The following is a 21,649-nucleotide window of genomic DNA, read 5'->3' on the forward strand; positions in this document are numbered from 1 at the left end:
CAGAGGCTTCTTCCCCCTAGCATCGTCATATCGTTCGATTTCCGCCAGATAGAGCCCTAGATCCTTTTCTGTGGAGCGAGCGAAGGGTAAAGAGCGGTTATGACCATGCCGTGGCCGGTACAGCCGATGATGGCCGACTCCGGTGAGCTGCCCCCCGACGCGGGCCGCTGGGCCCTGGAGCTCAAATGGGACGGCGTTCGCGTCATCACGTACGTCTCAGCCGAGGGCGTCCGGGCGAGCGGGCGCCGCACCACCGAGCTCGCGGGCCGCTACCCCGAACTCTCCGGACTGTCCGACCTCCTCCCCCACCACGACGTGATCCTGGACGGCGAGGTGGTGGCGTTCGAGGACGGGCGGCCCAGCTTCGAACGTCTCCAGCGCCGCATGCACGTGACCCGCCCCGACCAGCGCCTGATCCGCGAGGTCCCCGTCCGCTACGTGGTGTTCGACCTGCTCTTCCTCGACGGGCACCTGCTCTACGACCTCCCCTACACCGACCGGCGGGCGCTGCTCTCCGATCTCGACCTGACCGCCGCCGGGCCGGTCGAAGTCCCCCCGTACCTGGACGGCGGCGACGCCGCGCAGGTCGCCGAACTGCTGGAGTTCACCCGGGAGCAGCAGCTCGAGGGCCTGATGGCCAAGCGACTCGACTCCCCCTACCGGCCGGGCCGCCGCACCGACTTCTGGCGCAAGGTCAAGAACTTCCTCAGCCGCGAGGTCGTCATCTGCGGCTGGAAGCCCGGCAAGGGGCGCCGCGAGGGCGGCGTCGGCTCGCTGCTGCTCGGGGTGTACGACGAGAAGGGCCGGCTGTGCTTCGTCGGCCATGTCGGCACCGGGTTCAGCGACCTGGCGCTGGACGAGCTCCACCGGATGCTCTGGCCGCTGCGGCGGCCGACGAGCCCGTTCGACGAGGAGATCCCGCGGGAGTTCTCGCGGGACGCCCAGTGGGTCGAGCCGCGGCTGGTCGGGGAGGTCGCCTACGCCGTCCAGACCAGGGACGGCCGGCTGCGGTTCCCGTCCTGGCGGGGCCTGCGGCCCGACAAGGATCCGCACGAGGTGACACGTGAGTCCTGAGCACGCGAGTCCCAAGAAGGTCGGCGTCGAGGTGGAGGGACGGCAGCTGACGCTCTCCAACCTCGGCAAGAACCTGTACCCGGAGTTCACCAAGGGCGAGGTGATCGACTACTACGTCAAGATCGCCCCGGTGCTGCTGCCGCATCTGAAGGAGCGCCCCGCGACGCGGATCCGCTATCCCGACGGGGTCGACGCCGGCTCGTTCTTCGAGAAGAACGCGCCCGGCCACACCCCCGGGTGGATCCGGACCGAGACGATCCCGACGCCCGGCAGCTCCACCGGCCGCGACACGCTCGACTTCATCGTGGTCGACGACCTGCCCACGCTGGTGTGGTGCGCCAACATGGCGGCGCTGGAGCTCCACGTCCCGCAGTGGAGGGTCGGCCCGCGCGGCGGCGTCCACAGCCCGGACCTGATGGTCTTCGACCTCGACCCCGGCGCGCCGGCGTCGATCGTGGACGCCTGCGAGGTGGCGCACCTGCTGCGGGAGCTGCTGGCCGGCGACGGGCTGGAGTCCTACCCCAAGACCAGCGGCAAGAAGGGCCTGCACCTCTACGTTCCGATCAAGGAGAGCGACCGGACCTCCGAGTACGCCAAGGAGGCCGCGGAGCGCCTCGCCGGCTCGCACCCCGGCCTGGTCGTCAGCCGGATGGAGAAGAAGCTCCGCAAGGGCAAGATCTTCGTCGACTGGAGCCAGAACAACCCGGCCAAGACGACGGTCGCCCCCTACTCGCTGCGCGCCGCGCGGTCGCCGTCGGTCTCGACCCCGGTCACCTGGGAGGAGCTGGAGCGGGCCCAGACCCCGTCCGACCTGACGTTCGCGCCTGACGAGGCCCTGGAACGCGTGGACGAGCTCGGGGACCTGCTGGCGCCCCTTCTGGACGAGCGGCAACCGCTGCCCTGACAGCGGCCGTGTGCCGTATGTGTTCGAATCGGCACTCTCCGGCACCGAATTCCGTCACCATGGAGGCACGGGGACACGGGCTGCGCGGAGAGGGAAGATCAGTTGTCGCAGAACCATCACTACGACGTCGTGGTGCTGGGCGGGGGGACCGCGGGTGAGCTCGTGGCGTCCGGACTCGCCCGGGCAGGGCGCGATGTGGCTCTCGTGGAGAATCGCCTGGTCGGCGGTGAGGCCCCGTACTTCGCGGACCTCCCGTCCAAGTCGCTGCTGCTGTCGGCGCGCCGCGGCGAGGCGTGGGAGCTGGCCACCGCCCGGCGCGACGAGGTGACCGCCCACCTGGACGACGACCACGCGGTCGCCCGGCTGGCCGAGGACGGCGCGGCCGTCCTGCACGGCTGGGGGCGGATCCTGCGCCCCGGCACGATCGAGGTCGACGGCGCCGAGCACACGTTCACCGACCTGGTGATCGCCACCGGCAGCGAGCCGGCCGTCCCGGCGATCGACGGGCTGGCCGACGTGCCCACCTGGACCAGCGACGAGGCGCTGTCGGTGCCGGACCTGCCGCGCCGGCTGGTGATCCTGGGCGGCGGGCCCGTCGGCTGCGAGATGGCCCAGGTGTACGCGGCGTTCGGCTCGCACGTCACGCTCATCGAGTCGGCCGGGCGGCTGCTGACCGCCGAGGCCCCGTTCGCCGGCGAGGTGCTGGCCGACGCGCTCCGCCGGATGGGCGTCGACCTGCGGCTGGGCGCCGAGCTGACCGGGGTCGAGCGCACCGATGTGGCGCTGCGGTTGTGGTTGTCGGACGGCGGCGCGCTGGAGGCCGACCGCATCCTCATCGCCGCCGGGCGCCGCCCCCGCACCGAGGGGCTGGGCCTGGAGGCGCTCGGGATCACCGTGCCGCCCGGGCACGGCCTGCCGATCGACGAGACCTGCCAGGTGACCGTCCCGGCCGACGGTGCCGGCGGCGCCGGCGGCGCCGCGCTCCTGCCCGGGGTCGCCCCGGAGGCCCAGTCGGCCGCCGCGGCCCTGCAGGGCGGCGTCTGGGCGGCGGGCGACGTCACCGGGATCGCCCGGACCACCCACGCGGCCCGCTACCAGGCCCGCGTCGTGATCTCCAACGTCCTCGGCAAACGCTGGGAGGCCGACTACCGGGCCATCCCGCGGGTCGTCTACACCACGCCGAGCGTCTACTCCGTCGGGATCTCCCCGCGCCAGGCCGACGAGCTGGGCATCGACCTGCTCACGGCCGGGTACGACCTGGCGGGAACGGCCCGGGCCGCGGTGGAGGCCGACGAGCGCGGGCGGGTGGAGCTCTACGCCGATCGTTCGCGCGGGCTGCTGATCGGGGCCGCCGCGGCCGGGCTCTACGCTGAGGAGTGGATGAGCGAGATCGCGCTGGCCATCCGGGCGGAGACCCCGCTCAGCGTGCTCACCGATGTCGTGCACGCTTTCCCGACGTACGGTGAGTGCATCGAGCCACCGCTGCGGGAGCTGGCCGAGCGCCTCTGAAGGGGGGACGCACGATGAGCGAGACGAGCGGTCCGAGACAGAGCCCGCGGGACGACGCGCCCGAGGCCGACCTCGCCGAGCAGCTGGAGCCCGTCGGCGACCGCGACGACGAGAGCGACGAGAGCGACGAGCAGGAGTGGCCGCAGCAGGTCCCGCTCGACGTCAATGAGGCCGACGCGGTGGAGAACGCCCGGACCGTCCGGATCGACGAGGACGATTATCGCTGAGCGCGTGACACCGTCCTGGTGTTTGTTGGTGACCAGCGAGGTTACTGGCGCGTAGGATGATGGGATTGACTCCCTGCGGCGGGGCACCCCCGCCCGCCGCAATGATCGGTGATCGGAGAGTGTGGTGACCGCGACCCCGGACGCCCGCCCTCGTGGCACGAGGTTGCCCCGACTGGCGCGGCGCAGGCAGTTGCTAGGCGCGGCCCAGGAGGTGTTCGTCGCCCAGGGCTATCACGCCGCCGCGATGGACGAGATCGCCGAGCGCGCCGGCGTCAGCAAGCCCGTGCTCTACCAGCACTTCCCGGGCAAGCTGGAGCTCTACCTGGCGCTGCTGGACGAGCACGCCGAGGGCCTGGTCAAGACGGTCCGCGACGCCCTCGAGTCCACGACGGACAACAAGTTGCGCGTGCAGGCCGCGATCGGGGCCTTCTACGACTTCGTGGCCGGCGACGGCGAGGCCTACCGCCTGGTCTTCGAGTCCGACCTGCGCAACGTGGCCCCGGTGCGAGCCAGGGTGGAGCGCGCCAACCAGCAGTGCGCCGAGATGGTGGCCCAGGTGATCCAGGAGGACACCGACGCCCCCAGCGACGAGGCGTACCTGCTAGGCATGGGCCTGGTCGGCATGGCCGAGGTGAGCGCGCGCTACTGGCTCGGCCAGCACCGCGCGATCCCCAAGGAGACCGCCGAAAAGATCATCGCGCGACTGGCCTGGCGCGGCATCTCCGGCTTCCCCGCCCGACCCGAGCGCACGGGCTGAGACCCGAGCGCACGGGCTGAGGGCACGGCCGGGCCCTGACCGCACGGCCCGGCCGCCCGTACGCTCTGATCGAGAGTCTGCGACCATCGGAAGCAGGCAGGAGCCGACGAAGACAGGGGAGCTTCAGGTGCAGGTTCGGATCGGCGTGCAGTTCGTGCCCAAGGAGCTCGTGGTCGAGACCTCGCAGACCGCCGACGAGGTGCAGGCCGTGCTGGCCGACGCGCTTCAGGCCGAGCGCGGGGTCTTCGTCCTCAAGGACAAGAACAACGGCCGGGTCGTCATCCCGGCCGACCGGGTGGGCTACCTGGAGATCACCGAGGAGGAGGGCCGCACCGTCGGATTCGGCGGTACGACCTACACCTGACCTGCGGTTTGTTTGGACGTTCGAGGCCGGGCATATCGATCGCCGACCAACGGGTCGCGGAACCTCCGTGAAGGCGGCCCCCCGAGTTTCTTGGAATGGTGATCGACAATGCTCACGACGATCCTCTGGTTCATCGTCGTCGGTGCCATCATCGGAGTGATCGCCCGGCTGCTCGTCCCAGGTAAGAACCCGATCGGCGTCCTCATGACGATCCTCGTCGGCATCGCCGGGGCGATCCTGGGCGGCGTGGTGGCGGAATCGCTGAACACCGGCCGGCTCGTCGCGCTGGTCTTCGCTTTGATCATCGCTGCGGCGGGCGTCGCGGCCATGACCGCGATGCAGCGCAAGAGCACCGGCCGCGGACGTAGCGGTGGCCGCAGCCGGAGCCGGTGGGGCTCGCGGCGCCGCAGCTACCGGTGACATAGATCGACGTTGCGGGCGATGACGCCCGCAGGGCACTGACGAAAGGCCCCCGCCCCCTGCGGCGGGGGCCTTTCACTTGCCCGCGCATGGCCGTCACCTGCGGATCCCGGGCGTCAGGCGCCGACCATCCTCAGGACCTCGGGCCTGAACACGTCCCGCAGCTCGCCGTACGGCACCTTCGCGTAAGGCGCCGACCGGAAGCAGGCCATGCTGTAGCCGAGACTCGCCATAGGGGCCGAGATCTCCGCGTGCCGTTCCTTCAGGAAGACGCCGAAGAATTTCAGCCCCACCGCGTCCGGCCCGGGTGCGATGTTCCAGCTCTTCTCCGGCAACGGCTTGCTGATGTACGCGCGCCGGTCGGCGTCCCAGTACGGTGCCCGGCAGCTGGGGCCGTCCATGAGCCCTCGCCGCTCCAGAAGATGGATCAACCGGGTCGTTCCCCTCGTGGTCCTGGCCTCGTCCCGGAGCATGTCGTGCGGCGCGAGCTCCCGGCCGGTGGTCAGATCGACGGTGACCCGCACCGGCAGGCCGGTGTTGCGCTGGGTGTCCGCGAACGTGTAGCGCACGGAGAAGAGCCTCGGACCGGCCAGCCCCGTCTCGTAGACCGCCGTCGGCCGGAAGCTGCCGGGACCGCCGTTGAACGCCATGATGTCGGTCTGCGCGCTGTCCACCCAGCCGTCCAGCGGTTTCCGCAGCGTCCTGTTGACGGCGGCCTGGACGGCGGCGTTCGGGAGCCCGCCCACCTGGGGAAAGCGCAGCGTGTACGTGATCTTCGGAGAGGTGAGGGTCCGGGTCTCGCTGACCGGGCGGACGGCGAGGGAGGCGGTCGCGCTCGGCCGCGCCCGGACGGGGCCGCCATCGTCCTGACGGCTGACGTAGGCACCCGTTCCGCCCGCCGCGACCGCCGTGCCCACGGCCACGGCCGCGATCTTGGCGCCGGTGGAGGCGAGGATCCCGGCGCCTCCCGCCCCGGCCCCGGCCGCAGCGCCGCCACCGGCGGCACCACCCGCCGCCGCGCCCCCTGCCGCGCCTCCCGCCGCCGCGCCGCTCGCGGCGGCCCCTGAGCCCAGGACCGCCGCCCCGAGCGGCAGAAGCGCCGCCAGCGCCGCCGTGGCCACCGCCAGAGCCCGGACGCCCCGCGCCTCCCAGTCGGGCCCGTACGCGGCGTTCGCGGCGGTCTCCAGGGCGCTCAGGAACGCGGCGGCGCCCGGCGGACGTTCCTCCGGAGTCTTGGCCAGCCCGGCGGCGACCAGCTCGCGCAGCCCCTCGGGAAGATCCTCGGGAAGATCCTCGACCGGGATCGGGGCCTCGCGGTGCTGCGCGGCGAGGCCCTCGCCGGCGTAGGGCCGCCTGCCCTGGACGCACTCGAAGAACACGCAGGTTGCGGCGTAGACGTCGGTGGCGGGCGTGGCAGGGCTCCCCCGCCACTGCTCCGGCGCCATGTAGGCCGGGGTGCCGCCGGCCCCGTCCTCCCCGGCGGAGGCCGCGATACCGAAGTCGATCAGCTTGCTGAGGCCGTCCGGCCGCACGACGACGTTGGCGGGCTTGTAGTCCCGGTGCACGACCCCGACGCCGTGCGCCGCCGCCAGGCCCAGCAGGGAGCCCTTGAGGACGCTGAGGGCCGCCTCGGGCTCCAGCGTCCCGTGCTCGGCGAGGATCTCGCGCAGCGAGACCCCGTTCACCGCCTCCATGACCAGGGCGGCGCCGGTGTCGTTGAGCACGAACCGGTAGAGCCGGACCACGTGCGGGTCGGTGACCCGGCCGAGCATGACGGCCTCGCCGCGCAGGCGCTCGATGTCGCGCGCGTCGCCGTCCCGCCGGTTCAGATACTTGATCGCGACCGGGTCGCCCGCGGTCGCGTGCCGGGCCAGCACGACCCGGCCCTGGCCGCCGCGGCCCAGCTCGCGGACTTCGGTGAAGCCCTCCACCCGCCAATCGCCGATCATGAAACCTCCCGGATGAAGATTCCCATCCCGGGCATTCTCGGCGGCACGGTCCTGACAAGATCTCTGGCCGCATGCGGACGATCTGAAGGGCTCCGGCACCCGCCCGCACAGGTACGCAGGGGCGTGCATGGAATACCGGCGATATGGGAAGCGTTGGTACTGGTGATCGGCTATTGGTGTATGGAATCAACGGCCGGTACACTGCGTCGCGGAGTGTGACCGCACGCAGCCACTTGACGTGACTGCTTTCAACCCCTGACTGCGGTCGCCGAAGAATTGATTGACGGCTGGTCCCTTCCGCGCGAGCGCGCGGCCATGAGAAGCGACCGGCGGGTCCGCCCCACAGACGGGGCCCTGCCGGCGCACGACGCAGCGCCGCCATCGGGAGCGAGGACCCCGCACTATGGAGGCTGAAAGCCCTGACTACCTTTCGTGAACTCGGGGTCGTACCCGAGATAGCCGATGCACTCGAGACCGAGGGCATCGTCGAAGCGTTCCCCATCCAAGAGCTCGCCCTGCCGATCGCGCTGGGCGGCCACGACATCATCGGACAGGCCCGCACGGGCACCGGCAAGACCCTCGCCTTCGGCGTCGCACTGCTGCAGCGGATCACGCACGGCGGCAAGCGGCCCCAGGCCCTGGTGGTCGCGCCGACCCGTGAGCTGGCCCTCCAGGTCACCGACGACCTCCTGGTCGCCGGCGGCAAGCTCGGCACCCGCGTGCTGTCGGTCTACGGCGGCCGCGCGTACGAGCCCCAGATCGAGGCTCTGAAGGAGGGCGTCGACGTCGTCGTCGGCACCCCCGGACGGCTGCTCGACCTGGTCAAGCAGAAGCACCTCAACCTCTCCGAGGTCGGCGTGCTGGTGCTGGACGAGGCCGACCGCATGCTCGACCTGGGCTTCCTGCCCGACATCGAGCGCATCGTCGAGCGCATCCCGGACGAGCGCCAGACCATGCTCTTCTCGGCCACCATGCCGGGCGAGATCGTGGCCCTGTCGCGCAAGTACCTGACCCGGCCGACCAACGTCCGCGCCGAGTCGCACGCCGAGTCCGAGGCGACGCCGCAGGTGCAGCAGCACGTCTTCCAGGCCCACCAGATGGACAAGCCGGAGATGGTGGCGCGCCTGCTCCAGGCGGAGGGCCGTGGCCTGACCATGGTCTTCTGCCAGACCAAGCGGGCCTGCGACCGCGTCGCCGCCGACCTCAGCCAGCGCGGCTTCGCCGCGGCGGCCGTGCACGGCGACCTCGGCCAGGGCCAGCGCGAGCGCGCGCTCCGCGCGTTCCGCAACGGCAAGATCGACGTGCTGGTGGCCACCGACGTGGCGGCCCGCGGACTCGACGTCGACGACGTGACGCACGTGGTCAACTTCGAGTGCCCCGACAGCGCCGACACCTACGTGCACCGCATCGGCCGCACCGGTCGCGCGGGCAAGGAGGGCGTCTCGGTCACGCTGATCGACTGGGCCGACCTCACCCGCTGGAAGCTGATCAACAGCACCCTGGACCTGCCGTTCGCGGCGCCGGAGGAGACCTACTCCACCTCGCCGCACTTCTTCGAGGCACTGGGCATCCCGGCGGGCACGAAGGGCCGGCTGCCCAAGGATCAGCAGGGCGAGCGCGCCGGCCTGGACGCCGAGGAGCTCGAGGACATCGGCGAGACCGGCAAGGTCCGGTCGCGCGAGCGCGGCGGGCGTGACCGGGACCGGGACCGTGACCGTGACCGTGACCGTGATCGTGACCGCGACTCCGACGGCGAGCGCACCCGGCGGCCCCGGCGCAGCCGGTCCCGCACCCGCACCCGCGGCGGCCAGCCGGTCGGCAAGGCCGGCGACACCGCGAGCGACGGTGGCACGGCGGCCGACGCCGACGCCGGCCCGTCCGCCAAGGAGCAGGTCAACGGCGCGGAGGGCGACAAGCCCGCGCGCAGCCGCAACCGTAACCGCCGCCGCACCCGCAGTGGCAAGGCCGAGGCCGCGACCGAGGCCCGCTCCGCCTGACCCGTTCCGCCTGACCCGTTCCGCCTGACCCGTTCCGCCTGACCCGTTCCGACCGACCGCATCGCCCGCCCCGCTCCCGGGTGGGCGGCACATCCGACAGCTGCAAGATCACGACTTGAGAGCGTGATCTTGCAGTTGTTCCGTGTCCGGGCTCGGGCGGGACACGTCCTAGGTCCCCTCGCGCAGCTCCAGGGCCCTGCGGGGATGATCGGTGATCAGTACGGCCACCCTCGGGTCACCGAGGAAGCGCCGCATCAGCGGCTCGCCGTTCACCGTCCAGACCATCGCCGGGAGACCGGCCCTGGCGCACTGCGCGAGCACCCCGACGCGCGCGAGGCGGAAGTTGAGCGCCACCATCTCCGCGCCGCTCCGCTGGATCCGCCTGACCGGTGCGAGATCGGCCGTCACGCCGCCCCGCCACCAGCTCCGGCCCACCGACAGAGCCGTTCTGACCTGCGGGAAAGACGCCCTGATCAGCTCGATCGAGGTGGCGTCCCCGGTCGTCACCACGAAGTCGTCCGGCCCGAACGCCGCCAGCGCCAGGTCGACCGTCTCGGTCTCGCAGCCGCGTTCCTTGAGGTCCAGATGCCCCTTCGCACCGCCCCCGGCGATGATCTCGACCGCCGCCGCGACCTTGGGCACCGGGCGGCCGGCCAGGTCGGCGAGCCGCTCGAACGGGAGGCGGTTGAGCCGCCGTCCCGCGACGTCCGGATCATGATGGACGACCAGCTCGCCGTCGCCCGTCCGCCGCACGTCGATCTCGACGTACTCGGCCCCGGAGCCCACCGCTTCGTGAAGACCGGCGAGCCCCGCCTCGTCCCTGCGGTGTGCGGAGATCGCGGTCACCATGATCGGGACGCTACCAGCAAAGGTTCTTAGACGGTGTCCGCGCCTGCATATTTAGTACGCTGGCCCCCTGTGAGCAAGCCCCGCTTCCCGAGCCTGCCCGATTCCCCGGCACCGTCCAGCGAGGGGGCCGGGTAACGATGAGCACCCCCCGGTTCCTGACGCTGCCCAACGGCGTGCGCCGGACCTTCGTCGAGACCGAGCGCGGCCCGTTCGCGGCGCTCGAGGCGCTGCCCGGCTCGGGAGTGGCCGAACGATGTCCCGCCCTGCTGGTGCCGGGCTTCACCGGCAGCAAGGAGGACTTCATCGCCGTCCTGGAGACGCTGGCGCGCTCCGGGCGCCGCGTGGTGGCCGTCGACATGCGCGGGCAGTACGAGAGCAAGGGCTCCCCTGACGACCCCGTCGCCTACACCCGGGCCGCGCTGGGCGCCGACATCGCCGCCCTGGCCGACGCCCTCGGCCCCGACCCGGTCCACCTGGTCGGCCACTCGTTCGGCGGCCTGGTCACCCGCGAGCCGGTGATCTCCGGCCGGGTCCACCCGGTCTCGTACACGCTCATGAGCTCGGGCCCGGCCGGCGTCACCGGCCAGGCCGCCGCCAAGGCCGAGGCCCTGCGCAAGGCCATCCCCGAGCTGGGCATGGACCAGATCTGGGCTCTCAGCATCGGCCCGGACGCCGAGTCCCGCGGCGTCCCGCCCGAGATCGTCGACTTCCTCCGCAAGCGCACGCTCGGCAACTGCCCGCGGGGGCTGGTCGGCATGGCCGGCGAGCTGCTGTCGGCCCCCGACCGCGTCGACGAGCTGGCCAAGGCCGTCGACGACGCCGGGCTGCCCGTGCTGGTGCTGTACGGCGAGGACGACGACGTGTGGGACCCGCGCGCCCAGGCGGCCATGGCCGAGCGCCTGGGCGCCGCCAAGGTCGTGATCCCCGGCGCCGCGCACTCGCCCTCCGTCGAGGCCCCCGAGACCACCGCGAGCGCTCTCAGCACGTTCTGGAACCAGTCCGAACGCTACATCCGCTGATTACGGCGCCACTCCCGACGCGTGTCCCCTCTCGTGATCGTCGTCACAGGGGGCGATGCTGCACTCGCGGCGATGTAATGACACACTTACTTCTGTTTGTCTCACGAGTGCGAGGTGCGGAATGTCGGCGACCGTTGCGCCACCCGAAAGCGTCACCTGGCGCGTCCACATCGACCGGTCCATGTGGGTCGGCGGCGTGCGCAGCCTCATGCTGCAAGCGCTGCACCCGATGGCCATGTGGGGCGTCTGGCAGAACTCCAACTTCCAGGAGGACCCGTTCGGGCGCCTCCAGCGCACCTCCGACTTCGTCGGCGTGGCCACGTTCGGCACCCACGAGGAGATCGACGAGCTGTCCGCCAAGGTCCGGGCGATCCACCGCAGCCTGCGCATCCTCAACCACGACACCGGCAAGAAGGAGCGCCTCGACCAGCCCGAGCTCCTGCGCTGGGTGCACTGCGCCGAGGTCTACTCCTACCTGGAGGTGGCGCGGCGCGCGGGGCTGCCGCTGACCGGCGCGATGGCCGACAAGTACCTGGACGAGCAGCGCCGGACCGCCGCCCACGTCGGCCTGCACCCCGAGGACGTGCCGGGCAGCGTCGCCGAGATGGAGGACTACATGGCCTCCATGCGCCCCCACCTCCGCGTCACGGAGGAGGCCGCCGCCACGGTGAGGTTCCTGATGTGGCCCACCATGCCGGAGAACCTGAAGTACCTCGCCCCCGGCAAGCCCGGCTACTTCCCGTTCGGCGCCCTCTGCTACTACTCGCTGCCCGACTGGGCCCGCCAGATGTACGGCGCCCTGCCCGAGGTCCCCCAGCCCGCCGTCACCGCGGCGCTGCGCTCGTTCCGCATGGCCATGAACTCGGTCCCCGAGCGCCTACACGACTACGCCTTCATGAAGCCCACCCGCGACATGCTGGAACGTGCCCGCGAACGCCTGGCCGCCGAGGGCTACGACCTCGGCAAGGGCCTCTACGGCCTCCGCGACCCCCGCCGCTGGCCCTCCCAGCGCACCCTCGTCTCGGCCTGAAGCCCAGCCCACGGACGAACGTGACGCGGCGCCCGCCCCCTCCGTGGTGCGGGCGCCGCGTCATGCGAGAGGCCGCGTGGCGAGAGACACCCCGCCGTGAGAACGCCGCGTCGCGAGAGACGCCGTGAGGCGTGGGCGGGCGTTGCGGATCGGCTGTCAGCCGGTGGGCGAAGTAAGTACGGCGGCCCAGGAGTCCTTGCGGGGGGCCGCTGCCCGGCCCTCGGGGCAGTGCCGGGCGTAGTCGCACCAGGCGCAGAGGTTGCCGGGGCGGGGCGGGAAGACCTCGTCGTACGGGGTGTGGTCGATCGGGGCGCCGTCGGCGGGACGTGGCCGGGGCACCTGCGAGAGGCGGGTCTTGTAGGCCTCGTCGGCGGCCGCCGCCTCGGCCGCGATGGACTCCGCGCGGCGCAGGTGGCGTCCGAGGGACTCGTCGGTGTGCTCCCAGTACGCCACCTCGCCGGTGGGCAGGTGGTGCAGCTCCACGCGGTGGCAGGGGCGGCGCAGGACGCGGGACGAGGCGATCGCGTAGAGGGCCAGGGCCAGCGAGCCGCGGGCGTCGTCGGCCGTGAGGACGTGCCGGCCGGTCTTGTAGTCGACCACGACGAGTTCGGGACCCCGGGCGTCGAGCCGGTCGATGCGGCCGGAGACGGCGATGCGGTCGGTACGGGTGGCGACGGTGCGTTCGACACCGAGCGGCTCGTCATGGGGGTCGAGGTGCGTCACGTACCGTTCGACCATCTCGCGGGCGCGCTCACGCCACTCGGCGGACTGGTCGGGGTCGCGGAACCCCTCGGTGAGCCAGCCGCGGATGAGCAGCGTGCCCGCGGCGTCGGTGGTGCGCTCGTGGACGGGGAGGCGCCACCAGGCCGCCAGCGCGTTGTGGACGCTGGCGCCCACGCTGTTGTGCGCCCAGGGCGGGCCCTTGGGCGGTGCCGGCCGGTCCAGATAGGTCATCCGGTAGCGGCGCGGGCAGTCCAGCCAGGTGTTCAGCCGCGAGGGCGTGCACGGGTAGAGCCGTTGCGGCATGCCCTCGAAGCCGAGTTGCTCGGCGGCCACGACGGGCGTCAGTCGTCGCTCTCGGTGGCGAGCGCGCCCCAGCTCTCCCAGCGGGCGTCCTCGTCGCCGACGGTGGTCTCCTCGCCCTGCGCCGGCAGGACGCGCAGGTCCTTGGGCAGCGGGGTGAGCAGCGCGCCGATCGAGTTGAGCTGCTTGCGCATGTCGTCGTAGACGCCGCCGATCGACCCCGGACGGCCGCGGTGCAGGGTGTCGCCGGAGAAGAGCACGCCCAGCTGCTCGCTGATGATGCTCACGCTGCCGGGGGTGTTGCCCGGGGTGTGCATGATCTCGAGCTGGGCGTCGCCGATCTCGAAGATGCCGCCGTCCTCCAGCCAGATGTCGGGCTCGAGGGAACGCAGCGCCTTGGCGTCGTCCTCGTCCTCTTCCTCCTTGGCGAGGCGGCCGAAGTAGTCGCGCCACAGCAGGCGGTCGGCACGGTGCAGGGCGACGGGCGCCCAGTTGTCCTCGTCCTCTTCGCCGGCGGCGGCCACCTCGAGCGCCGTCGCGAGGTGATGCTCGTTGCCGTCGGTGCAGATGACGGCCATGACCTCGCGTTCGCCGACCTCCTTGAGGACGGCCTCGGCGTCGAAGCCCGGGTCGATCACGATGACCTCGTCGTCGTCACCGACGATGTAGGTGTTGCTCTCGACGTCGTATTCGGTGTCGTCCAGGGTCGTCTTCCCCGACGTCACCACGGTCTCGATTCGCGCGTCCACGTCCGGCAGCCTATCGCGCGCGGCGACCCGGATGGGGACGCACGGAGATCATCGTCTCGTACTCGGCGGGCGCGGTGGTCTCGCGGCCGAGCCGGTCGCCGGTCAGCGCGCCGTGGTCGTCGCTGCCGCCGGTGCCGGCGAGGCCGAGGCCGCGCGCCAGATCGCGCAGGTGGGAGCGGTCGGCGGCGGCGTGGTCCGGGTGGTCGATCTCGACGCCGCCGAGTCCCGCGGCGGCCAGCCGCTCGATCACCTCGTCGGCAATGACATATCCGCGTTTGTCTGCTTTGGGATGGGCCAGCACGCTGACACCGCCCGCTCCGGCGATCAGCCGCACGGCACGGACCGGGTCGAGCGCGTAGCGGTCGGCGTGCGCCCGGCCGCCCGGCGCGATCCAGCGTTCGGTGAACGCCTCCTCGATCGTCGCGACGGCGCCCGCGTCGAGCATGGCCCGGGCGACGTGGGGACGGCCGACCGAGTCGCCGCGGGCCAGCGCCAGCACCTGCTCCCAGGTGACGTCCACGCCGAGGGCGCGGAGCCGGTCGACCATGCGGCGGGCGCGGATCACGCGGTCGTCGCGGATGCGGGCGAGCTCGGCGGCCAGCTCGGGCTCGCCGGGGTCGAAGAGGTAGCCGAGCAGGTGCAGGCTCCGGCCGTCCTGGGCGCAGGACAGCTCGATGCCGGGGACGAACCGCGGGCCGCCGTCCATGGCGGCGGCGGTCTCGGCGGCCTCGGCCCAGCCGGCCACCGTGTCGTGGTCGGTGAGGGCGACGACGTCGAGGCCGGCCGCGCGGGCACGCCGCATCACCTCGGCGGGAGGCCGGGTGCCGTCGGAGACGCTGCTGTGGCAGTGCAGGTCGATCCGCCCGCCGCCCGACGCCGTGGGCACGGTCAGGGGTCCAGGCGGGGGCTGAAGGCGCCGTAGGGGAGGTCCAGCTCCATGCCGGGCTCGCGCAGGTCGAGCAACTGCGGGCGTTCGAGCATGAGGACGCCCGCGTCGGCGGGCCAGAGCACCGCCCACAACCAGCTGCCCATCGCCTCGCCGACGTAGACCGCGCGGTCGGTCTCGGCGGACGGCACCGCCCACATCGGCACCGAGTGGCCCGCGGTGGCGGTGGGGCCGCTCACCTCGACCTTGGCGTGCGGCGGCCCCTTGTCGAACCCGGCGCCGGGGTCGGGCCCGTTCATCAGCCCGGCGTAGTGGGCGCCCAGGCCCACGCCCGGCTCCTCGGCGATCAGCACCATGTCGGCGGGACCGCTCAGCAGCCCGGGGCCGGACAGGGCGACGGCGGAGGCGCGCACTCCGGTGCGGTCGTCGCCCACGGTCACGAAACCCGCCACCAGCCAGCCCAGCGGCAGCGGCCAGGGCGTCCAGACCGGCACCCTGGCGTCCTGGAGGACCGCGGCGAGCCCGTCGGCGGCCGGCCTCTTGGACGGCTGGCGGGGAAGGACGACGCCGTGCACGCCGCAGCCCCAGTCGCTCGACCAGAGGCTGGGAGCGTGCAGTGGCCCGCCGCAGCGGGGGCAGGTCGGCTCCGCCCTCATGACTACCTAGGGTGCGCCGCTGACGTCGGCTCCGTCAAGTTCTCGCTGGTAGCACCGGTAAAGAGCGGACAAAATAGGGAGATGCGGGTGCGCTGTGTAGGGGGAATCGTCCACGACGGGTCGGGCCGGCTGCTGCTGATCAGGCGCGGCACGCCGCCGCACGCCGGATCGTGGTCGATCCCCGGCGGCCGGGTGGAGCCGGGCGAGACCGATGCCGCCGCGGTCGAGCGCGAGCTCGCTGAGGAGACCGGGCTGGAGGTGTCCGTCGGGCCGCTGGTCGGAACGGTCGAACGGCCCGGCCCCGGCGGCGTGACGTTCGAGATCCACGACTACGCGGCGGCACCGGTCACACCCGCCGGCACGCTCCGCGCCGGGGACGACGCGGCGGAGGCGCGCTGGGTCACGCCCGCCGAACTCCGCGCCCTCCCGACCGTTCCGGGCCTGCTCGAAGCCCTCGCCGGCTGGAACCTGATCTAGCCCCCTGCACGCAGCGGACACCGCGCGGGGTTCAGGACCGTTCCGCCCGCTCCCGGCCACCGCCGACGTCTTGCGCAGCGGGTGACCGCCTGGTGTCGTGGAATGAAGCGGACATCAGGGGTTAATTACCATGCGTAGGACCGGGCCGCTGCTGGCGTTGCTCGCCGGCCTGGCGGTCCTCATCATCATCGGCACCACAGTGCTCGTCCGGACGGTCTCCTCCGACTCTGCGGACACCAAGGACTCACCACCGCCGCCTCTCACGGCGACCACGGCGACCACGGCGCCCCCCGCACCGCCGCCCGTCCCGCAGACCGCGGGCGGCACGTTCGCCTCCCGAGTGCCCGGCAGCCGTGCCGTCGTGGCGCTCACCGTCAAGGACGGCGACGCCATCGCCTACGTCTGCGACGGCCGCAGCCTCGAAGCCTGGCTGCGCGGGAAGGTCTATCCCGAAGGCCTGATCCGCCTCCAGGGCAAGAAGGGAATTCTCACCGGCTCGGTACAGGGCAACACCGTCATCGGCGCCGCCAGCCTGTCCCGGCAGCGCGTGATGGGCTTCCGCGCGCCGATCGTGAAGGCGCCGTCCGGGCTCTACCGGGCGGCCGCCAGGACGACGGCCGGCGCCCAGATCGTCGGCGGCTGGATCGTGCTGCCCAGCGGCGCCCAGGTCGGCCTCGTCAACTACGGCGCACGGGCCGAGCCCGCGCCCGTCCTCGACCCCGCCACCGGCGCGGTCACCATCGACGACGAACGGATCCCGGTCGCCCCCGCCGACCCGGGCAAGCCCTAGGAGCAGTCCTGTCGATCTACGACCCGCCCGCGGTGGGTCCTTACGAAGTGGTGCGACGGCTCGGGGCGGGCGGCATGGGCGTCGTGTATCTGGCCCATGCCCCGGGCGGCGACCTCGTCGCGGTCAAGGTCATGAACTCCGACTGGGTCGCCCAGGCCGGGTTCCGGATCCGGTTCGAGCGCGAGGTCGAGGCGATCCGCCTGGTCGCCCCGTTCTGCACCGCGCCCGTGCTGGACGCCGCCACCGACGGGGACCTGGCGTACATCGTGACCGAGTACGTGGAGGGCGACACGCTCTGGCAGTCCGTGCGGGGCCGCGGCCCGCTCGCCGGCGCCCGGCTGGAGTCCGTCGCGGTCGGCACCGCCGTGGCCCTCACCGCGATCCACCGGGCCGGGGTGGTGCACCGCGACCTCAAGCCGGGCAACGTGATCCTCTCCCCCGAGGGCCCCAAGGTCATCGACTTCGGCGTCGCGCGGCTGGCCGGCTCCATCCCGATCACCGGTGACTTCGCGATCGGGACGCCGCCGTTCATGTCGCCCGAGCAGGCCCGCGGCGAGGTGGTCACGCACGCCTCCGACGTCTTCTCGTGGGGCGCGGTGGTCGCGTTCGCCTCCACCGGCCGCGCGCCGTTCGGGGCGACGTCGGGCCCGGACGTCTTCTACCGGATCGTGCACGAGCGGCCCGACCTCACCGGCCTGCCCGACCGGCTGGCGCTCGTCGTCCAGCGCGCGATGGCCAAGGACGCCCGGCAGCGTCCGACCGCCCGCGACCTCATCGACGTCCTGGTCGGGCGGTCCGTGGACGAGCTCGTGGAGCTGCCCGTCACCAGCGCGGACGGCGAACCGGTGTCGGCCGAGGACAGGCCCGCGCCGCCGCGGCTCTCCCTCGTCGTCTCGGCTCCCCCGAACGGGGCCCCCGAGGTGCCCGCGGCCGAGCCCGGCACCGACACGGGAACGGAACCGCAGGCCCGATCACAGCGCGGCGGCACACAGAACGGCCTGCGCTCCGGCGGCACGCGGAGCGGCCTCCGGCGCGGCGGCGAGCAGCCCGGCGGCACGCGGCCCGGCGGCGAGCGGCGGCGGCGCCGCTGGCAGACCGGCCTGGCCGCGGGCGTGGTCGGGCTCTGCGCGCTCGGCGGCGGCGCCGCGTACGCGATGCTCGGCCAGAAGGCCGCACCGCCGCCCAGCACGTTCGACGACGACTTCGACACCGAACGCGGCTGGCTGGAGCGCGACCAGGCCGACGGCATCGCCCGGTACCACGACGGCGGCTACCTGCTCCAGCTGCCCGCCGGCCGCGGCATGGCGACGACCGCGCCCGTCCGCGCCGACGACATGGGCGACGTCCGGGTCACGGCGCGGGCGCGGATGCAGGGGGGCACCGGCTCGTACGGGATCTGGTGCGGCGGCAACCCGGTCACGCAGGCCACCAACCGCTACGACTTCTTCGTCACCAGCGAGGGCAACGCCGGGATCGTCAAGGAGTTCCAGAACGGGGTCAGGCAGGAGCTGCGCCCCTTCCAGAAGACCCCCGGGATCACCGGCGGCGAGAACCGCATCGAGGCCGAGTGCCGGTTCGGCGACGGCGTCACCCGGCTGCGGATGCGGGTCAACGGCCGCCTGGCCGCCACCTACGACGACCGGACGCGGCCGCACGGCGCGGGCGCCGGCGGGACCGCGGCCATCGCGGGGAACGCGGCGATGACCGTCCGGTACGAGTCGTTCAGCGTCCAGCGCCTTCGCTGACGTCCGGCGGCGGCGTGCCCGCCGGATCGCCCGCCCCGGGCGAAGCCCCCGCACCCGCACCCGCGCCGGTGCCGCTGCCGACGCCCGCATCGTCCGAAGAGCCAACTCTGTCCGCAGGACCGACGGTGTCCACGTGACCGGCGGTGTCGGTGGGGGCGGCGGTGTGCACCGGGCCGGGGGCCGCGGCGAAGGCGACGGCGGGCTCGGCGACCGGGGCCGAGGGGTCGGTGGTGACGGTCTGGACCTTGTACCGGCGCACCATCCACACGATGACGAGGGCGTAGAGGATCATCGGCGCCACGTCCGCCACCACGTACTGCCACGGCACCGCGCCCTGCTCGATCTTGAGGTTGCCGACCGCCGCCGAGACCAGGAACGCCATCAGGTTGTTGAAGACGTGGAGGGCGATCGCCGCCTCCAGGCCGCCGGTCCGCACCGTCAGCCAGCCCATGATCGCGCCGAAGAGGAAGACGTCGAGCATGCCCCAGCCGGTGTAACCGTGCAGCGAGGTGAAGAGCGCGGCGCCGATCACGATGCCCGGCCACGGTGTCCTGAAGACCCTGCTGAACGCCCGCCCGACCGCGCCGGTGCGGGTCTCGAGCGTGCAGGCCCCGATCGCCTGGAGCAGCCAGCCGCGGAAGACGTACTCCTCGGCGGACGCCTGGAAGGGCACCAGCAGCAGGATGATCACGGCGGGCAGCAGGAACTCGCCCCAGCCGACCCAGGTGTCGTTGGCGCCCGCGTCCGGGTCGCTCACGTACTGGGCCGCGAACATGCTGGCGCCGAACGACACCGCGCAGAACAGGAGCGCCACTCCGGCGCAGCCCAGCAGCCACTTCCACCGGATCCGCCCGACGACCGAGGAGACCGTGCCGGGCCTGCGGCGCTGGATCGCGAACGCCATCAGCGGGGCGAGCGGCAACAACACCGCCAGCGAGGCGATCTGGAACGAGAGGTCGGCGAGGTCGTTGCCGAACATCCCGTCCTCGCCCGGCTCGTACACACCCCCGTTGACCGCCATGGCGAAGATGACGCCGACGACCAGCACGGCGAACAGCAGCACCATCGCGCCGACGACGATCAGCAGCGAACCGGCCAGCGGGCGCCACCAGCGGTGCACGGGCGTCCGCGCCATCTGGTGGAACCGCACCCCGACGGGAGGCGGCACGATCCACGGCTGCTTGACCGGCGGCGGATACCCGTAGCCGTAGCCCTGTCCGGGATAGGGCGGCTGCCCGTACGCCCCGCCGTAAGGCTGAGGCTGCTCCTGCCCGTAAGGCTGCCCGTACGGCGGAGGCTGCTGCCCGTAAGGCTGCCCATAAGCCTCAGGCTGCCCGTACGGCCGTCCATACGGGCCAGGCTGCTGCCCATAGGGCCCGTCCGGTCCCCCAGGCTGCGGCTGCCCAGGCTGCGGCTGCCCGTAAGGCCCACCTTGCATCCCGGGCTGCGGCTGCCCATAAGGCTCGCCCTGCGGCCCCGGCGCCTGCTGCTGCGCGTAGGGCTGGTGGGGAGCTTCCGGCCGCGCGTCGCTCGGCGGCGTCTCGTACGGTGACGGCTCCTGGCGCTGCGGCTGCGCGCCGGGGTCGGGCGGAGCCCAGCCGTTCACGTCCGCCGGGTCTGCCACGCGCGATCTCCTCCTCGGGGGGCCTCGGACTTTGCCTGAGATCGTACGTGCTCGTCCGGATACCGGGACGGCTCAGGAGGACGGCGCTTCGAAGGCCTTGGTGCGGGACAGGCCGGCGGCACGGCCCTTGGCGGCGATGACCAGGGCCATCTTGCGCGACGCCTCGTCGATCATCTCGTCGCCCAGCATGGCGGCGCCGCGCCGTTCGACGGTGGTGGCGTGCTCGTAGGCGTCGAGGATGAGCTCGGCGTGGTCGTAGTCGTCCTGCGACGGCGAGAACACCTCGTTGCCCGCCTCGACCTGGGACGGGTGCAGCACCCACTTGCCGTCGAAGCCGAGGGCGGCCGAACGTTCCGCCACCCGCCGGAAGGCCTCGACGTCGCGCACGTTGAAGTACGGCCCGTCGATGGCCTGGAGGTCGTGGGCGCGGGCGGCCATCAGGATGCGCATGAGGATGTAGTGGTACGCGTCACCCTCGGTGTAGCCGGGCGGCTGCTCCCCCACCACCAGCGTCCTCATGTTGATCGAGGCCATGAAGTCGCCCGGCCCGAAGACCAGCGTCTCCAGCCGGGGCGACGACGCGGCGATCGCGTCGATGGCGACCATGCCGCGCGCGTCCTCGATCTGCGCCTCGATGCCGATGCGGCCGACCTCGTGGCCCATCGCCCGCTCGATCTGGGTGAGCAGCCGGTCGAGCCACTGGACGTGGGACGGGTCCTGCACCTTCGGCAACATCAGGCAGTCCAGGTGCGCGCCCGCGCCCTCCACGACCTCGATCACGTCCCGGTACGCCCAGTGCGTCTCCAGGTCGTTGACTCGCACCACGCGGACCTTGCCGCCCCAGTCGCCCTCGGTCAGGGCGGCGACGACGTTCTTGCGCGCCTCCTCCTTGGCGGCGGGCGCGACCGCGTCCTCCAGGTCGAGGAAGATCTCGTCGGCCGCCAGCCCCTGGGCCTTCTCGATGAAGCGCGGGTTGCTCGCGGGCACGGCCAGCGTGGTACGTCGCGATCGCATGGCCCGGATGTTATCCACCGCCGCGCGGCCTGATCGGGCCGGGTCCGCCGCGTTGTGAGAGCCTGGCGTCATGGGTGACGCTCTGGTTGAGGAGGCGGCCAAGAAGTCGGGGCTGCTGTGGCTCACGCTGCCCGGCCTGCCGCAGCCGCGCGCGGCCTGGCACTTCTGGCACGAGGGCGCCGCGTACGTGCTGACCGGCGGCGAGGGCGAGCAGCCGCTGCCGGGCCTGCCGGAGGCCGACCGGGTGACGGTGACCCTGCGCAGCAAGGACAAGGGCGGCCGGCTGCTCACGTTCGTGGCGGCGTGCGAGTCCGTCGAGCCGGGCTCGGAGGCGTGGGACGCCGTCGCGCCGCTGCTGGCCAAGGACCGGCTGAACGCGCCGACGCACGAGGGGCAGGTCGGCCGCTGGGCGACCGACTCCTACATCGTCCGGCTCACTCCCACCGACGAGATCGTCGAAGGGCCGGGAGAGCCCGGCTATCCCGGCGACTACGCCCACGTGCGGCCCGTGCCCACCCCCGCGACGACGGCCGGACCGCCGCCGCGCATGTTCGGCGGCAAGAGGCGCAAGGCCGACCGGTGAACG

General features: G+C 72.6%; 23 protein-coding genes. 14 read left to right on the forward strand and 9 right to left on the reverse strand.

The window, feature by feature from the left end:
* The first annotated feature begins 99 nt into the window (after positions 1-99).
* The 7 genes from ligD (ABZ810_RS45835) to ABZ810_RS45865 all read left to right on the forward strand — a co-directional run bounded on the left by ligD (ABZ810_RS45835) (position 100) and on the right by ABZ810_RS45865 (position 5,255).
* Positions 100-1,074, forward strand: a complete 975-nt coding sequence (ligD, locus tag ABZ810_RS45835; protein WP_358414493.1) for a non-homologous end-joining DNA ligase — start codon at positions 100-102, stop codon at positions 1,072-1,074.
* Positions 1,064-1,978, forward strand: a complete 915-nt coding sequence (gene ligD / locus ABZ810_RS45840) for a non-homologous end-joining DNA ligase (RefSeq protein WP_358414495.1) — start codon at positions 1,064-1,066, stop codon at positions 1,976-1,978. The genes ligD (ABZ810_RS45835) and ligD (ABZ810_RS45840) overlap by 11 nt, the downstream gene beginning before the upstream one ends.
* A 132-nt stretch (positions 1,979-2,110) precedes the next feature.
* A complete protein-coding gene (locus ABZ810_RS45845) occupies positions 2,111-3,487 on the forward strand; it encodes an NAD(P)/FAD-dependent oxidoreductase (protein ID WP_358414679.1) in 1,377 nt (458 codons plus the stop codon).
* Between the two features lie 14 nt (positions 3,488-3,501).
* Complete coding sequence (locus ABZ810_RS45850; protein ID WP_358414498.1) at positions 3,502-3,714, forward strand: hypothetical protein; 213 nt, start codon at positions 3,502-3,504, stop codon at positions 3,712-3,714.
* 124 nt (positions 3,715-3,838) lie between these two features.
* Positions 3,839-4,471: a TetR/AcrR family transcriptional regulator gene (locus tag ABZ810_RS45855; protein WP_358414501.1), complete on the forward strand. Its 633-nt coding sequence runs from the start codon at positions 3,839-3,841 to the stop codon at positions 4,469-4,471.
* A 127-nt stretch (positions 4,472-4,598) separates the two neighbouring features.
* Positions 4,599-4,835, forward strand: coding sequence for a DUF3107 domain-containing protein (locus tag ABZ810_RS45860; RefSeq protein ID WP_358414504.1), 237 nt, complete (start codon positions 4,599-4,601; stop codon positions 4,833-4,835).
* A 108-nt stretch (positions 4,836-4,943) separates the two neighbouring features.
* On the forward strand, positions 4,944-5,255 hold the full coding sequence (locus ABZ810_RS45865) for a hypothetical protein (protein WP_358414507.1): 312 nt from the start codon (positions 4,944-4,946) through the stop codon (positions 5,253-5,255).
* A 116-nt stretch (positions 5,256-5,371) separates the two neighbouring features.
* Here ABZ810_RS45865 and ABZ810_RS45870 read toward each other — a convergent pair whose 3' ends face one another.
* Positions 5,372-7,204, reverse strand: coding sequence for a serine/threonine-protein kinase (locus tag ABZ810_RS45870; RefSeq protein WP_358414510.1), 1,833 nt, complete (start codon positions 7,202-7,204; stop codon positions 5,372-5,374).
* A gap of 401 nt (positions 7,205-7,605) precedes the next feature.
* Positions 7,606-7,821, reverse strand: a complete 216-nt coding sequence (locus ABZ810_RS45875; RefSeq protein ID WP_358414513.1) for a hypothetical protein — start codon at positions 7,819-7,821, stop codon at positions 7,606-7,608.
* On the opposite strand from ABZ810_RS45875, the gene ABZ810_RS45880 reads away from it, so the two are divergent.
* Complete coding sequence (locus tag ABZ810_RS45880; RefSeq protein ID WP_358414682.1) at positions 7,720-9,201, forward strand: DEAD/DEAH box helicase; 1,482 nt, start codon at positions 7,720-7,722, stop codon at positions 9,199-9,201. The genes ABZ810_RS45875 and ABZ810_RS45880 overlap by 102 nt on opposite strands.
* Before the next feature lie 168 nt (positions 9,202-9,369).
* On the opposite strand, the gene ABZ810_RS45885 is transcribed toward ABZ810_RS45880, so the two are convergent.
* The gene (locus tag ABZ810_RS45885; RefSeq protein WP_358414516.1) at positions 9,370-10,050 is read right to left on the reverse strand and encodes a glycerophosphodiester phosphodiesterase; all 681 of its coding nucleotides are present in this window, start codon (positions 10,048-10,050) and stop codon (positions 9,370-9,372) included.
* Positions 10,051-10,187: 137 nt separating this feature from the next.
* Between ABZ810_RS45885 and ABZ810_RS45890 the strand changes: the two genes are divergently transcribed.
* Both ABZ810_RS45890 and ABZ810_RS45895 read left to right on the forward strand, forming a co-directional pair.
* A complete protein-coding gene (locus ABZ810_RS45890) occupies positions 10,188-11,069 on the forward strand; it encodes an alpha/beta hydrolase (protein ID WP_358414519.1) in 882 nt (293 codons plus the stop codon).
* Between the two features lie 121 nt (positions 11,070-11,190).
* Positions 11,191-12,099: an oxygenase MpaB family protein gene (locus ABZ810_RS45895; RefSeq protein ID WP_358414522.1), complete on the forward strand. Its 909-nt coding sequence runs from the start codon at positions 11,191-11,193 to the stop codon at positions 12,097-12,099.
* Positions 12,100-12,255: 156 nt separating this feature from the next.
* Here the strand turns inward: ABZ810_RS45895 and ABZ810_RS45900 are convergent, their stop codons facing one another.
* From ABZ810_RS45900 to ABZ810_RS45915, 4 genes are read right to left on the reverse strand one after another with little or no spacing between them, the layout of a single operon-like run.
* Complete coding sequence (locus ABZ810_RS45900; RefSeq protein ID WP_358414524.1) at positions 12,256-13,155, reverse strand: PD-(D/E)XK nuclease family protein; 900 nt, start codon at positions 13,153-13,155, stop codon at positions 12,256-12,258.
* Positions 13,156-13,163: 8 nt separating this feature from the next.
* Positions 13,164-13,871 (reverse strand): MBL fold metallo-hydrolase, encoded by a 708-nt coding sequence (locus ABZ810_RS45905; protein WP_358414525.1) that lies wholly within the window; start codon positions 13,869-13,871, stop codon positions 13,164-13,166.
* Positions 13,872-13,881: 10 nt separating this feature from the next.
* The gene (locus ABZ810_RS45910; RefSeq protein WP_358414527.1) at positions 13,882-14,757 is read right to left on the reverse strand and encodes a PHP domain-containing protein; all 876 of its coding nucleotides are present in this window, start codon (positions 14,755-14,757) and stop codon (positions 13,882-13,884) included.
* A gap of 2 nt (positions 14,758-14,759) precedes the next feature.
* Positions 14,760-15,413 carry a DUF6758 family protein gene (locus ABZ810_RS45915; protein WP_358414529.1) on the reverse strand — a complete coding sequence of 218 codons (654 nt, stop codon included), beginning with the start codon at positions 15,411-15,413 and terminating at the stop codon, positions 14,760-14,762.
* A gap of 81 nt (positions 15,414-15,494) precedes the next feature.
* Here ABZ810_RS45915 and ABZ810_RS45920 point away from each other — a divergent pair, with 81 nt between their 5' ends.
* The 3 genes from ABZ810_RS45920 (at position 15,495) to ABZ810_RS45930 (ending at position 18,425) form a co-directional block, all read left to right on the forward strand.
* Positions 15,495-15,890 (forward strand): NUDIX hydrolase, encoded by a 396-nt coding sequence (locus ABZ810_RS45920; protein ID WP_358414531.1) that lies wholly within the window; start codon positions 15,495-15,497, stop codon positions 15,888-15,890.
* Between the two features lie 130 nt (positions 15,891-16,020).
* Entirely contained in the window at positions 16,021-16,680 is a 660-nt protein-coding gene (locus ABZ810_RS45925) for a hypothetical protein (RefSeq protein WP_358414534.1), read from the forward strand.
* A gap of 32 nt (positions 16,681-16,712) precedes the next feature.
* On the forward strand, positions 16,713-18,425 hold the full coding sequence (locus ABZ810_RS45930; protein ID WP_358414537.1) for a serine/threonine-protein kinase: 1,713 nt from the start codon (positions 16,713-16,715) through the stop codon (positions 18,423-18,425).
* Here the strand turns inward: ABZ810_RS45930 and ABZ810_RS45935 are convergent.
* Positions 18,403-20,049 carry a CPBP family glutamic-type intramembrane protease gene (locus ABZ810_RS45935; RefSeq protein ID WP_358414540.1) on the reverse strand — a complete coding sequence of 549 codons (1,647 nt, stop codon included), beginning with the start codon at positions 20,047-20,049 and terminating at the stop codon, positions 18,403-18,405. The genes ABZ810_RS45930 and ABZ810_RS45935 overlap by 23 nt on opposite strands.
* A gap of 72 nt (positions 20,050-20,121) precedes the next feature.
* Positions 20,122-21,063 (reverse strand): CoA ester lyase, encoded by a 942-nt coding sequence (locus tag ABZ810_RS45940; protein WP_358414543.1) that lies wholly within the window; start codon positions 21,061-21,063, stop codon positions 20,122-20,124.
* A 70-nt stretch (positions 21,064-21,133) separates the two neighbouring features.
* Here ABZ810_RS45940 and ABZ810_RS45945 point away from each other — a divergent pair, with 70 nt between their 5' ends.
* Positions 21,134-21,646, forward strand: a complete 513-nt coding sequence (locus ABZ810_RS45945) for a hypothetical protein (RefSeq protein ID WP_358414546.1) — start codon at positions 21,134-21,136, stop codon at positions 21,644-21,646.
* Positions 21,647-21,649 lie beyond the last annotated feature (3 nt).

Origin of the sequence: Spirillospora sp. NPDC047279 (assembly GCF_040643285.1) — a bacterium.
In the GTDB taxonomy this organism is placed as follows: Bacteria; Actinomycetota; Actinomycetes; order Streptosporangiales; family Streptosporangiaceae; genus Spirillospora.